This window comes from Aureimonas sp. ME7, from assembly GCF_903970965.1.
Classification (GTDB): Bacteria; Pseudomonadota; Alphaproteobacteria; order Rhizobiales; family Rhizobiaceae; genus Aureimonas.
In genome coordinates this window covers 167282-180520 of the sequence record NZ_CAJCKW010000002.1, presented here as the reverse complement: position 1 = coordinate 180520, position 13239 = coordinate 167282, and the positions used below count along the sequence as shown (strand labels likewise).

General features: G+C 66.2%; 13 protein-coding genes. 10 read left to right on the top strand and 3 right to left on the bottom strand.

From position 1 onward, the window contains the following. Window positions 1-57: 57 nt before the first annotated feature. Window positions 58-621 (top strand): hypothetical protein, encoded by a 564-nt coding sequence (locus H7A85_RS04285; RefSeq protein WP_182084660.1) that lies wholly within the window; start codon window positions 58-60, stop codon window positions 619-621. Window positions 622-625: 4 nt separating this feature from the next. Here H7A85_RS04285 and H7A85_RS04280 read toward each other — a convergent pair whose 3' ends face one another. Next, a complete protein-coding gene (locus H7A85_RS04280) occupies window positions 626-1309 on the bottom strand; it encodes an HAD family phosphatase (protein ID WP_182084659.1) in 684 nt (227 codons plus the stop codon). A 163-nt stretch (window positions 1310-1472) separates the two neighbouring features. On the opposite strand from H7A85_RS04280, the gene H7A85_RS04275 reads away from it, so the two are divergent. Then, window positions 1473-2606, top strand: a complete 1134-nt coding sequence (locus H7A85_RS04275; RefSeq protein WP_182084658.1) for a site-specific DNA-methyltransferase — start codon at window positions 1473-1475, stop codon at window positions 2604-2606. Between the two features lie 4 nt (window positions 2607-2610). Here H7A85_RS04275 and H7A85_RS04270 read toward each other — a convergent pair whose 3' ends face one another. Next, window positions 2611-3786, bottom strand: coding sequence for an A/G-specific adenine glycosylase (locus tag H7A85_RS04270; protein ID WP_182084657.1), 1176 nt, complete (start codon window positions 3784-3786; stop codon window positions 2611-2613). On the opposite strand from H7A85_RS04270, the gene H7A85_RS04265 reads away from it, so the two are divergent. The 6 genes from H7A85_RS04265 (at window position 3764) to H7A85_RS04240 (ending at window position 10895) form a co-directional block, all read left to right on the top strand. Further along, a complete protein-coding gene (locus H7A85_RS04265) occupies window positions 3764-4510 on the top strand; it encodes a glycosyltransferase family 25 protein (RefSeq protein ID WP_182084656.1) in 747 nt (248 codons plus the stop codon). The two genes, H7A85_RS04270 and H7A85_RS04265, sit on opposite strands and share 23 nt — an antisense overlap. Next, window positions 4507-5733 (top strand): O-antigen ligase family protein, encoded by a 1227-nt coding sequence (locus H7A85_RS04260; protein WP_182084655.1) that lies wholly within the window; start codon window positions 4507-4509, stop codon window positions 5731-5733. Before H7A85_RS04265 ends, H7A85_RS04260 begins: the two co-directional genes overlap by 4 nt. Beyond that, window positions 5730-6269: a DciA family protein gene (locus tag H7A85_RS04255; protein ID WP_182084654.1), complete on the top strand. Its 540-nt coding sequence runs from the start codon at window positions 5730-5732 to the stop codon at window positions 6267-6269. Before H7A85_RS04260 ends, H7A85_RS04255 begins: the two co-directional genes overlap by 4 nt. A 153-nt stretch (window positions 6270-6422) precedes the next feature. Further along, on the top strand, window positions 6423-7133 hold the full coding sequence (locus H7A85_RS04250; RefSeq protein ID WP_244630932.1) for a DsbA family protein: 711 nt from the start codon (window positions 6423-6425) through the stop codon (window positions 7131-7133). 152 nt (window positions 7134-7285) lie between these two features. Then, a complete protein-coding gene (ppdK, locus tag H7A85_RS04245; protein ID WP_182084652.1) occupies window positions 7286-9964 on the top strand; it encodes a pyruvate, phosphate dikinase in 2679 nt (892 codons plus the stop codon). Between the two features lie 238 nt (window positions 9965-10202). Continuing rightward, on the top strand, window positions 10203-10895 hold the full coding sequence (locus tag H7A85_RS04240; RefSeq protein WP_182084651.1) for a DUF1499 domain-containing protein: 693 nt from the start codon (window positions 10203-10205) through the stop codon (window positions 10893-10895). A gap of 3 nt (window positions 10896-10898) precedes the next feature. Here the strand turns inward: H7A85_RS04240 and H7A85_RS04235 are convergent, their stop codons facing one another. Further along, the gene (locus H7A85_RS04235) at window positions 10899-11834 is read right to left on the bottom strand and encodes an MBL fold metallo-hydrolase (RefSeq protein WP_182084650.1); all 936 of its coding nucleotides are present in this window, start codon (window positions 11832-11834) and stop codon (window positions 10899-10901) included. A 47-nt stretch (window positions 11835-11881) separates the two neighbouring features. Here H7A85_RS04235 and H7A85_RS04230 point away from each other — a divergent pair, with 47 nt between their 5' ends. Continuing rightward, a complete protein-coding gene (locus tag H7A85_RS04230; RefSeq protein WP_182084649.1) occupies window positions 11882-12769 on the top strand; it encodes a rhodanese-related sulfurtransferase in 888 nt (295 codons plus the stop codon). Window positions 12770-12838: 69 nt separating this feature from the next. Continuing rightward, window positions 12839-13237 (top strand): hypothetical protein, encoded by a 399-nt coding sequence (locus H7A85_RS04225; RefSeq protein WP_182084648.1) that lies wholly within the window; start codon window positions 12839-12841, stop codon window positions 13235-13237. Window positions 13238-13239: the final 2 nt, after the last annotated feature.

Below are 13239 nucleotides of genomic sequence, written 5' to 3'. Positions count from 1 at the left end.
AACGGGCATAGGGGCCTGATATAGAACGGCTCGACATGGTATGGGAAGAACCGCAGCATGCATAAGTCCAAGCTATCGTTCGCCCGGAAGGCCGCGGCCCTCGCCACGGCCTCGCTGGTTCTGACTGCCTGCAATACATCCGGCGGCAAGCCGACCGCCCCGCCGCCCGCGCCGCAGCAGCAGGCCAGCGCGCAGGCCGGGGTCGTGCCGGATTATTGTCCCCAAGTCAGCCTGCGGGAGGGGACTGCCATCCTTCGCAAGGGTTCGGGCGACGATCTCCAGTACATCGCCTCCATTGCATCGACGACGCGCGCCTGCCGCGTGCGCGACGGCGAACTCTACATGGAGGTCGGTGTGGCGGGGCGCCTCGTGCCGGGCCTTTCGGCGCGCGCGGGATCTGCGGAATTGCCGATCCGCGTCGCGGTGCTCGATTCGGGCAAGGTCGTCTACAGCCAGCTCGGCAAGCAGTCGATCTCGACCGACCCGTCGGGCGGCCCGAAGGAGTTCCGATACGTCGACCGCGCCATCCGCATTCCGGTGCCGGCCGGGCGCACGCTGGTGGTCTATGCCGGCTTCGACGAGGGGCCACAGGCGGGCTCGGCGCGCAAGCCCGGCTCCTGACGCTTCAGACCTGCTCCCACTCGGCCAAGGCTTCTACAACGGCCGGAAATTCGGTGAGGCGCCGGATGATCGTTTCGGCGCCCGCTTCGGTGAGCGAATCCGCGTGTCCGGGATAGGTGTGCTGGCCGCCGACGAAGCCGACCACCCGGCAGCCCGCCGCCACCGCAGCCGCCACGCCGTGAACCGAGTCTTCGAGAACCACCGTCTCGGACGGTGGGAAGCCCAGTTCGCGGCAACCGTGGAGATAAACGTCCGGCGCCGGCTTTGTCCGGCCCGTGCCGACTTCGCGCGCGGCGAAGACATAGGGGCGGAAGCGGTCCCATAGCTTGACCCGCTCCAGCATCAGCTGGAGGCGCGCGGAGGACGAGTTGGAGCAGATGGCGCGCGGCAGATCGATGCGATCCAGCATCTCGTTGACGCCCGCGATCGCCTCCACCTCGGCGGCAAGGCGCCGGTCGAGCTCGGCGCTCTGGCGCTGGACATAGTCTTCCGGCAGGTGGAGGCCGGCCTCGCTGCGCAGGAGTTCGGCGATCCGGTCCTGCGTCAGGCCTGAGAAGCGCTCGGCGATCTCGGTCGGCGAAATCTCGTAGCCGATCTCGCCCAGGAGCTTGGAATCGACCTTGGCGGAGATGATCTCCGAGTCGACGAGAACGCCGTCGCAATCGAACAGGACGAGAGAAAGAGGCATCTGACGGGCCTTCTTCGAGAACCGGTTTGGATGGGATGGGGCTCCGGTAGCATGCACCACCCGATATGACCACCTCCGGCGAAAAGCGCGCCGGTTTCACCGATCGTTAAGCTCGTTCGGTAACCATGTCCCCTGTCACGAGTTGCGAGTTACGGGTGGTCCGATGTCGAGAATCCAGGCGATGCCGTCTTCCTACCAGTCCGCGAAAGCGCCGGAATGGTTAAACACGATCATCAAGGGAGACTGCGTCTCGCGCATGGCCGCGCTGCCGGAAAAGTCGGTCGACGCGATCTTCGCGGACCCGCCCTACAACCTTCAGCTCGGCGGCGACCTTCATCGCCCGGACCAGTCGAAGGTGGATGCCGTCGACGACGCCTGGGACCAGTTCGAGAACTTCGCGGCCTATGACGCCTTCACGCGGGCTTGGCTTCTGGCCGCGCGACGGCTTCTGAAGCCCAACGGCACGATCTGGGTGATCGGCTCCTATCACAACATCTTCCGCGTCGGCGCGATCATGCAGGATCTCGGCTTCTGGATCCTGAACGATGTCGTGTGGCGCAAGACCAACCCGATGCCGAACTTCCGTGGCCGCCGCTTCCAGAACGCGCACGAGACGATGATCTGGGCATCGAAGAGCCCGGACGCGAAAGGCTACACGTTCAACTACGAAGCCATGAAGGCTGCCAACGACGACACGCAGATGCGGTCCGACTGGCTGTTTCCGATCTGCTCGGGCGGCGAGCGGCTGCGCGGCGACGACGGAAACAAGGTTCATCCGACGCAGAAGCCGGAAGCGCTGCTCGCCCGCGTGATCCTGTCGTCCACCAAGGCCGGAGACACGATCCTCGACCCGTTCTTCGGCACGGGAACGACAGGTGCGGTGGCCAAGCGTCTCGGCCGCAACTTCGTCGGCATCGAGCGCGAGGACGACTATATCGAGGCCGCCGCCGATCGCATCCTTTCGGTCGAGCCCCTGAACGCGGAAACGATCCGCATGGCGACCAGCAAGCGGGCCGAGCCGCGCATTCCCTTCGCCACGCTGGTGGACGCCGGGCTCGTGGCGCCGGGCGCCGAGCTGACGGACGCCAAGGGTCGCTGGCAGGCGAGCGTTCGCGCCGACGGGACGATCGCGGCCAACGGCGAGACGGCGTCGATCCATCGGATCGGGGCCAAGGTCCAAGGGCTCGAAGCCTGCAACGGCTGGACATTCTGGCACGTTCGCGAGAACGGCCGGCTGAGGGCAATCGACGAGCTGCGCAACGAGGTGAGGCAGGAACTCGCCCGCCTGTCCGCGTAAACCTTCAGGCGATCGGGGCCGCGCTGCGCTCGATCACCTTGCGCATCAGGGTCGGCAGGGCTTCGCCTTCGAGCTGCGCGGGCGTCGCCCACCATCCCTCGATCGGAGGCATCGTATCGGCTTGGGCGGACCAGACCTCCAGCGTCAGGTCGAAATGCGTGAACCCATGCTCGACGAAGCCGGCCAGATGCCAAGCGGCCTCGATTGGGGCTGCCTCCTTGCCGAGTGCGCCATCCCCCTTCGAACTCCATGCGGAGGAGGGCGGCTCGCTCATGCCGCCGAGCATGCCGGTGGGCGGGCGGCGGCGCAGCCAGACCGCGCCGTCACTTCGGCGGCGCAGCACGAACACGGCGCCGCGCCGCGCGGGCTTGGCCTTCTTGGCGAGCTTGACCGGAAACTCCTCCTGCCGCCCGAGCCGCCGTGCCTCGCAGTGGTCGGTGACGGGGCAAAGCACGCAGGCCGGCCGACGCGGGGTGCAGATCGTCGCCCCCAGATCCATCATGGCCTGCGCAAAGTCGCCCGGCCTCAGCCTCGGCGTCAAAGTCCCCACGAGTTCGCGGATCGCCTTCCGCGCGGCCGGTAGCGGCGTCTCGATCGCCGCGATGCGCGTAGAGATGCGCTCGATGTTTCCGTCCACCACCGCCACCGGCTCGTCGAAGGCGATGGCGGCGATGGCGGCGGACGTGTAGTCGCCGACGCCCGGAAGCTCGCTCAGCGCTTCGGCGGTCGTCGGGAACACACCGTTTCGATCGGAGGCGACGACCCGCGCGCAAGCCAGAAGATTGCGGGCGCGAGCGTAGTAGCCAAGGCCCGCCCAGGCGCCCATGACCTCGGCATCCTCGGCGGCGGCGAGCGAGGCGACGTCCGGCCAGCGCTCGGTGAAGGCTGCGAAATAGCTTTTCACCGCCGCCACGGTGGTCTGCTGCAACATGATCTCCGACATCCACACGCGGTAGGGGTCGGGCCGTACCCCGCGTCGCAGGTCGTCCGGCGAAACGCGCCAGGGGAGAACGCGGGCATGCCGGTCGTACCATTCGAGCAGAATCGCGGCGAAGGGGGAGGGCCCGTTCGCATCCGCCTCAGCTTGACTTCGGGCCGAGCGCCGTCCATCCGAGCCCCAGTCCGGCTCACCGGCGCCTGCGGATGGGACTGTCTTCGTGCGGATCGACTTCTTCGTCATCAACCTCGACCGGTCGCCGGAGCGTCTTGCGGATATCCGGGCGGATGCAGCCGCGCATGGGATCGAACTGATACGGATCGCCGGCGTCGATGGAAAGACGATACCGGACGACGAGCGCACGCTTCTCGACCGGCAGGCCTTTCTCGCCCACCACGGCAAACGCCCGATGCCCGGCGAATACGGATGCTATGCCAGCCATCTAAAGGCGCTCGAGGCGATCGCGGCGAGCGACTGCGAGGCCGGCGTCGTCCTGGAGGATGACGTTCGCCTGCGCGAGGAATGCGTCCCGGTTCTGCAAGCGTTGCTGACGCGGGACGATTGGGACGTCGTGCGTTTTGCCCATCATCGGCGGCCGAAGCGGCGCGTGCTTCGCGCGCTGCCGCATGGACGGCATCTCGCCGTTCCCTTCTTCGGGCCGACGGGCAGCGCGGCGGCTTACATCGTGCGGCAATCCGCCGCCGAGCGGCTGGCCCGTGCCCTCGTGCCGATGACGCTTCCCTTCGACGTGGCGCTGGAGCGCGGCTGGGCGACGGGTCTTCGCACCCTGGACATCTGGGACGATCTCGTCCGGTTCGGGCCGCTTTCGAAATCGAGCCTGACGCAGGAAGGCGAGCGCTACGCCAGCCGCAAGCTGAAGCCGTGGCGGCGACTGCCGACGCTGGCGTTTCGAACGCGCGAACTCGTTCGGCGCGCTCGCTATGCCGGAAAGGCGGGGCGACCTTGAGCGTCAAGCGCATTCTTCTACTGCGTCGCCGACTGGATGCGATGCTGCTCGGTGCCGGCATCTTCGGCCTGACGCTGCTCGTATCCGTCGCGAAAGCCGCGTTTCTGTTCTTTGCCGCCTGCGGCATCTATCTCGCCGTCTTCCGCCCCAAGACATGGCGCGGGATGCCGCGCGCCTTCATCGGCGCGCTGGTCGCCTGGGCGATCTGGCAGATCGCCCTGAGCCTCGCGCGTGGGGAGCCGCTTTCCGGCAATCGCACCCTGTCCTACGCGGCGCTTGAATTCGCCTGCGCCTTGCTGCCGCTGGGGCTCGGGCTCGTTCGTCGTCCGGCACAGATGCTGGCGCTGGGCGCGCGCCTCGCTCTCCTGGCGCTTCTCGTTCTGACACCGATCGAATATTGGCGGACGGGCATGCGGGTCGGCCTCGGGGGTAACGAGGCGATCTTCGCCTTCGTGGTCGGTGTCGCCGCGCTTCTGGCGCGGATTCCGACCGGCAACGCCTTCCGCTTCCTGCCGGACGGCATCGCCTGGACCTATCTCGGCGTGGTTCCCATCATTCTCAGCGGAACGCGGGCGGCCATGCTCCTGTTCGTCGTGACCGCGCTCGTCGATGCCGCGCGTTTGCTGCCGCGCATCCGGGCGAGCGGTCGGCGCCGGGCCGGAATGGTGGTCGGGGGGCTGGTGCTGGTATCGGTCGCAGCCGTTCCTCTGATCAGCTTCGTCGGCGCCCGCATCGAGACGGGTGTGGCGGAAATGAACGCCTACGAGGAATCGGGGCTGGCGTCCGGCTCGGTGGACGTGCGCCTTGCCATGTGGTCGAGCGCCGTCGCCGTCCTCGCGGAACGCCCCTTCGTCGGGGTCGGCGGCATGTCGCGAATGGAGGAAGTCGGGCGGCTGGCCGGTCCGAATGCGGGTGCCGTCCTACGGTACCAGCATCTGCACAATCTCGTTCTCGACGAGGCGCTTTCCAGCGGGCTGATCGGTCTCGCCCTGATGCTCTCCGTGTTCGGCCTCTTCCTCGTGGACGTTTCACGGCGTTGCGCGAGCCGCATCGTTCGCGACGTTTCGACGGTGCTGGTCGTTTACGTCTTCGTCTTCGGTCTGTTCCACGGTGTTCTGTTGAACGAATGGATGCTGCTCGCCATCTTCGGCAGCATGGCCACCATCCTCACCGAATTGCGAAGGCCGAGGCCGTTCGGCCTACCCGGCCTCTCCTCCCGATGACGGAGGGTGCTCAGCCCGGGAGGCCGATCCGCCGACGTGGCGCGCGGCCGATCGGCGATCTCGTCTCGACGCTGGTGGAGCCGATCGTCGCGCGCAAGGCCGGCATGACGCTCGGTCTCATCTCGGCTTGGCCGGAGATCGTCGGGGCCCGGCTGGAAACCGGCTGCCGGCCGGAAAAGCTCACTTGGCCGAAAGCGTTCGACGGGGAAGCCGATCCCCCGCCCGCGACCCTTGTGGTGGCGTGCGAGGGTGCGTTCGTGCTGCGCTTGCAGCATGAGACACAAGCGATCCTGCAGCGCGTCGATGCCTTCTTCGGCTATCACGCGGTGTCACGCATCAAGATCGTCCAGCGGCCGGTCCATGTCGAAAAGCGGAACCGCAAGCCGGCGGTCAAGCCGTTGACCGCGCGAGACCGCGACACGATCGCCGAGGTGACGTCCCGCATCGAAAGCACGAGGTTGCGTCAGGCCCTGGAACGGTTGGGCGAGACGGTGATCGGGCGCAACGCCGCCAAACCCGGCCGGGACCTGTCCTGACCCGCTCTCGGGATTTCGTCTTGACGTCGGTCCCGTCTCGTCGGATCGCCATAATCGGCGGATTACCTCGTCGCCAGCGAATCGCCCCCTGAACGAAAGGCCCTCCGGCTCATGCTCGTCCACTTGCCCGAATCCGCCGCCAAGTTTCGTCGCGTGCAGCGCCGATCCGCGTTGCCGGCTCTTCTTCTCGGCGTCGCGCTGGTTGGAGCCGTAACGGCGCTTCCCGCGGTCGCTCAAACGGAAGCGACCGCTCCGGCGGCATCGGCGAGCGCACCCAAGACCAACCCATCGGCCGCCACCGCGCCCGAGCCGCAGGGCAAGGCGGACGTCGCCAAGCTGATGGCGTCGCAGGCTTTGCCGGATGTCGTGATCGGCAATGCCGACGCGCCCGTCACCATCATCGAATACGCCTCGATGACCTGCAGCCACTGCCGCGACTTCCATTCCGAGTCCTATCCCGCGATCAAGGCGGACTATCTCGACACCGGCAAGGCCAAGCTGATCCTGCGCGAGTTCCCATTCGATCCGCGCGCGCTCGGCGCCTTCATGCTGGCGCGCTGCGCCGGCGACGACAAGCGCACGGCGATGGTGGACGTCCTGTTCGACCAGCAGCGCGAGTGGGCCGGCGCCGAGAACGCTTCCGTCGCGCTCCTCAAGATCGCACAGCTGGCGGGAATGACGCAGGACCAGTTCACCGCCTGTCTGCAGGACACCGAACTGCAGGGTAAGATCGTCGCCGTTCAGAAGGCGGGACAGGACGAGTTCGGCGTGAACGCGACGCCCACTTTCTTCATCAACGGCGACAAATATGCTGGAGCTCTTTCTGCGGACGAGATGGCAGCGGTGATCGAGAAGCATCTCTGACCGACCCCGTCGCCCGGCATCATCGGTCCACACGGCCGCCATGCCGGGCGACTTTTGCGCCGCAGCAATTGGCGCGAGACAGGGTTTGACCTATGTGTGTCGGGCACGATCCGCTTCGAGCGCATCTTTTTCGAGACCTTGACCTAGTTCCCATGGCGAAGAGACTGTTCACGTTCAAGCGTGGCGCGGCGGATCGTACGGCCGATCCGACCGAAGCGCTTGGGCTCAAGGGCTCCAATCTCGCGCTTCTGGCGTCTCTCGATCTTCCGGTGCCGCCGGGCTTCACCATTTCGACGGCTGCCTGGCGCGAGGCGGAAAGCGCCGGTGCCCAGCCGGCCGCACTCCGCAACGAGCTTCTGGCCGGCATCGAATGGTTGCAGGAGGTCACGGGCCGCGTCCTCGACGGCGCCGAAAGGCCAATGCTTCTTGCGGTGCGCACGAGCGCCCGCTCCGCCATGCCGGGGCTTGCCGATACGATCCTCGATCTCGGCCTGAACAGCCGAACGGTGGAACTCCTGGCCCGCGAGCTCGGCGATGTCGGCTTCGCGTTCCGCGCCTATCGTCGCTTCATCGAAAGCTATTGCAACCTCATTCATTCGATCGATTCCTCCGACTTCGAGGAACTGGCCGATGCCGAGCGTGAACGCGCTGGCTGGATCGGCTCCGAGCCCCAGTCTCTGGTGGACTGGCGTGCGCTGATCGATGCCTACCTGCGGTTCATCGAGGACGAACTCGGCAGTTCCATGCCGCAGACGCCCTTCGAACAGCTTCAACACGTGATCGAAGCGAGCTTTGCGAGCTGGCGAAGCCCGGTCGCGCGTGCCTTTCGTCTGGCGCATGGGATATCCGAAAACGCTGGGCTCGCCGTCACCGTCCACTCGATGATCTTCAACGAGCGGGGCGAGAAGTCGGGGACCGGCCGCGCCCTTTCTCGCGATCTGAAGACCGGGCAGTCCAGCCTGACCGGCGAGTTCATCGTCGGCGCGCGGGATCAGGAGGAACTGGGCCTCAAGCGGCACACGCTGAACCTTGCGGCGCTCGGGCAGGGGCAGGTCGCCTTTCCCGCCGATCCGAATGCCTTGGCCGACTATGTCCGACGCATCGAGACCCATATCAGCGACGTCGCCGAAGTGGACTTCATGGTCGGCGACGGCGAGCTGTTCTTTCTCCAGTCTCGTACGGCCAAGCGCAACGTGGCCGAGGCGATCCGCGTCGCCGTCGAGATGGCGCGTGAGGGGATGATCGCGGAAGAAGACGCCCTCCTGCGCATCGAGCCCTCTTCGCTCGACCAGCTTCTGCATCCGACGATCGAACGGGGCGAAGAGGTGATCGTGATCGTCAAGGGCATGCCCGCATCGCCGGGCGCCGCGAGCGGCGAGATCGTCTTCACCTCGGAACAGGCGATCGAGCGTGCGGGCGAGGGACGTCCGACCATTCTCGTGCGCAACGAGACGCTACCGGAGGACGTGCACGGCATGCACGTCACCGAGGGTGTTCTGACGGTTCGCGGCGGAACGACGAGCCACGCCGCTGTGGTGGCGCGTGGTATCGGCAAGCCCTGCGTGACGGGGGCGGGCTCGCTGCGCATCAACCACGATGCGGGAACGCTGATTGCGCTTGGACGAACGCTGCGCGTGGGCGATATGCTGACGATCGACGGCACGTCGGGTGAGGTCATCATCGGCTCGCCCAAGCTGAAGCGTCCGACCCTGACGGGTGACTTCGCGACCTTGATGACCTTCGCCGACCGGGCGCGGCGCATGGGGGTTCGCACCAACGCCGAAACGCCGGCGGAAGCGCGCGCCGCCCGTGCCTTCGGGGCGGAAGGCATCGGCCTTTGCCGGACCGAGCACATGTTCTTCGAGGGGGAGCGCATCAGCATGATGCGCGAGATGATCCTCGCGCATGACGAAGCGGGCCGACGCGCCGCCCTCGAGCGCCTGCTGCCGATCCAGCGCTCGGACTTCATCGAACTGTTCGAGATCATGGCGGGCATGCCCGTCACCATCCGCCTGCTCGACCCGCCGCTCCACGAGTTCCTGCCGAAGGGCGAGCAGGAGATCGCCGAAACCGCCGTGATGCTCGGCATCGGCGCTGAGGTCGTGGCCGAGCGGATCGACGCGCTCCACGAGTTCAATCCGATGCTGGGGCATCGCGGCTGCCGTCTCGCGATCTCGCATCCCGAGATCGTCGAGATGCAGGCACGGGCGATCTTCGAGGCGGCGATCGAGGCGGGCGAGCGCAAGGGCAAGGCTGTGGTGCCCGAGATCATGGTTCCCCTCGTCGGCCTCCGGAAGGAGCTCGATTTCGTCAAGACGCGGATCGAGCGGATCGCCGAGCGGGTGATGGCGGAGCGCGGTCGATCGGTCACCTATCTCGTCGGCACCATGATCGAGCTGCCGCGCGCCATCGTGCGCGCCGACACGATCGCCGAGGTTGCGGACTTCTTTTCCTTCGGTACCAACGACCTGACCCAGACCGTCTACGGCATTTCCCGCGACGACGCGGCCAACTTCCTGTCGACCTATGAGCGACAGGGAATCATCGAGCGCGACCCGTTCCAGTCCCTCGACATCGAGGGTGTGGGCGAGCTCATCGCGATGGGCGTCGAGAAGGCGCGCCGCACGCGGCCCGATATTTCGCTCGGCGTTTGCGGCGAGCAGGGGGGCGACCCGGCGTCCATCGCCTTCTTCGAGCGCACCGGCCTCGACTACGTGTCCTGCTCGCCATATCGCGTGCCGATCGCGCGGCTGGCGGCGGCGCAGTCCGCCATCCGCTTCGAGCGTTCCATGCGCGCGGCCGCCTCGCCTAAGACGCGCGGGCGACATTGAGCTCGCGGCTGCGCAACTTAGCCGGGCTGTGCGGCTGTCGAGCCGTAGGATAGTCTGGCGCGGCTGATACGACGGATCGAGGCGAGGCAGCTTGGCGGGACACTACATCAGATCCAGGGCCCAAACCGCGGGATGGGCCTGGAGCTTCGCCGCCTTCGCGCTGGTGCTCCTCCCGCTCGGTATCGTCTTCTATCGACTGGACCTCTTGGATCTGTCTGCTCTCGCGTGGGCATTGCTCATGGCCGGCGGATTGGCGGCACTTGGCTGGCTCCTGGCCGCCGCCTCGATTGGCTTCGTCTGGATCAAGGGCGCGCTCGGCGGCGGTCGAGCGATCGCCGCGCTGTTGCTGGCAACCCTCGTTCTCGTCCCGTTCGCGGGCGCCGCTTATCTCTACCACCTGTTTCCGAGCGGCGCCGCTGCCGAAACGGCCGGCTTGGGTGAAGCGACGGCGGTGACGGGCGCCGCAGGCGACGAAAGACCTCTCATTCCGGGCCGGGACTACCAAGCGACGGCATCCATGGTCTACGAAGCCGCCCGAACCGCGATCGAGGGGGCGGGCATGGAGATCGTGGATGTGCGCACCAGTGCGATGCCGCCCGCGCAGAGCGACGATCTCGGCATCAGCGGAACGGTCAGTGTTCCCGTCCCGACGCTGCGCTCCAGCCTGCCGGACGAGAGTTCGGACCCGTTCGCGATCAAGGATGCAGGCGACTACACCATTCAGGCGGTCGCCTATGCACCACTCTTCGCCTTTCCCAGCGATGTGACGATACGGATCGCCGAGGACGGCGCGCAGACCTTTGTCGACATGCGCTCCGAATCGCGCACCCTCGATATGGATCTCGGCCAGAACCGGCGCTTCGTCGCCGGATTCCTTGCCCGCCTTGACGAGGCGATGCGCGCGGCCGAGGGCGTCGTCTCGGAGGAGTAGCGACTAGACCGGTTGGATCCGGCTCGTTAGCTCCAGCGGTCCCTGGGTGGAAACCAGTCCGCGCTCGACTAGGCTTTCCAGATGGGCCATCACCGATAGAGCTGCCGCCCCGTGAAGCCGGCGATCCGTGCTTCGGTAGATCTCCGTCACCAAATCGGGAATCGTCGCGACTCCCGCTCGAACCTTCGCCAGAATGGCGTTTTCCCGCATCACGCGGTGGGTGCGGATCGCCCGTACGAATGCTGGCGGGTTCTCGACCGGGCCGCCGTGGCCTGGAAAATAGCGTCTGTCTTGCCGCGCCAGCATCACCTCGAGCGATCGCATGTAGTCGCTCATTCGCCCATCTGGCGGCGCGACGACGCTGGTTGCCCACGCCATGACGTGATCGCCGGAAAACACCAGTCCGGTGTCATGCACAGCGAACGCCATATGGTCGGCGGTGTGGCCAGGGGTATGGATGCCTTCGATCGTGAAACCGGCGAGGTTCAGCCGGTCGCCATCGTTCAAGGCGATATCGGGACGGAAGCCGTGATCGAAAGCGGTGTCCAACCGAACGTTATCATCGCTCCGCCGCGACCGGTCTCCCGCGTAGGCGACGAGCGGCGCGCCGGTGGATCCCGCCAGCGTTCGTGCCAGCCCGGAGTGGTCGAGGTGGGCGTGGGTCAGGAGGACGGCATCGACCGGCCGGCTTGCGATTGCAGCCTGGACACAAGCCAGATGCTTCGCATTGGCTGGGCCGGGATCGACGACGACGATCCGATCGTCTCCCACGAGATAGGTGTTGGTGCCGTGAAACGTCATCGGTCCGGCGTTCGGCGCCGTGATCCGCACGATTCGGTCCGCAACGGGCACAGCCGCGCCGTGTTGCGGATCAAACGCTGTATCGAACGCCGGGGCGGCGGACTGGCGTCCGACGGGTGGCTTGTCTTCGGATGGCATGCGAACTCGATTGTTCCGATCGACCCGTTCGCGATATAGCGGGCGCCATGACATGGACCATCGCCGCGCTCTACCGCTTCGTTCCCATAGCGGACCCCTCCGATTTTCGCAGCCGCCTTTTGGACTGCTGCAAGGCGAATGCCGTCTGCGGGACGATCCTTGTGGCGGAAGAGGGCGTCAACGGGACGATCGCGGGGTCCGCCGAGGCGATCGGGGCCGTTCTCGATCATCTCGACCGCGAAGCGGGCATCCGTGAGGGGGAGGTGAAGTTCTCGCATAGCGAAGCCAAGCCGTTCGCCCGGCTTCGGGTGCGCGTGCGGCCCGAGATCATCACCATGCGCGCTTCAGAGGCCGATCCTTCGCGCCAGGTCGGCACCTACGTGAAGCCGCAGGACTGGAACGCGCTGATCGCCGATCCCGAAGTCCTCGTCGTCGACACACGCAACCGCTACGAGACGCGGGTCGGAACGTTCGAAGGTGCCCTCGATCCCGACATTCAAAGCTTCACCGAGTTCAAGGACTTCGTCGAGCGGGAACTGGACCCCGCCCGGCACCGCAAGGTGGCGATGTTCTGCACCGGCGGAATCCGGTGCGAGAAGGCGTCGAGCTACATGCTTGCGCATGGGTTCGAGGAGGTGTTCCACCTCCAGGGCGGCATCCTCAAGTATCTGGAAACCGTACCGGCCGAAATCAGCCGCTGGAATGGCGAATGCTACGTGTTCGACAACCGGACGGCGGTCGGAAATGCGCTGTCCCCATCGGACTGGGAGATGTGCTTCGGATGTGGCAGCCCGCTTTCCGCGGCCGACCGGGAAGCGGCTTTCTATGAGCCGGGAGTGTCCTGCCCCCACTGTCATTCCAGCCTGACCGAAGAGAAGACGGCCAGGCTGCGGATGCGGAACTCGCAACTTTCGCGAGTCCGCGACACTCGCTGATTCATTGCGTTGCAACAAATTCGCGATCTAAACGTTTGAACCGCATCACTCCCGTTCAGGAGATTCGCCGTGCAAGCGTTACGACGTCGCAAGCTTCAGATTGCAGGTCTCGCCGGTATCAGCCTGACGGCAACGGCGCTTCTCGTTCGCGAGCTCGACGCCTCTGCAATGGCTGGAGACTCACGCAACGTGGACTCCATCCTCAACGATATGCGCGCCGCCTTGCCCGAGGCGCAATCCGACGGTTCGATCCTGGAAAACATCGACTTCGACGGGCGCCGCGTCCGCCTCGAGTTCGTGGCCGACGAGCGGGTGAACCTTCGCCTGCTTCGCGATGGCCAGCGTGCAGAGCGCTGCGGTGTCTGGTACGGCCCCCTGCGCCGTCAGGAGGTGCAGGAGATCGAGTATCAATACCGGCAGGACGGCGCGACGTCCTCCACACACCTGAACGCGGCCGTCTGCGGCTGAAG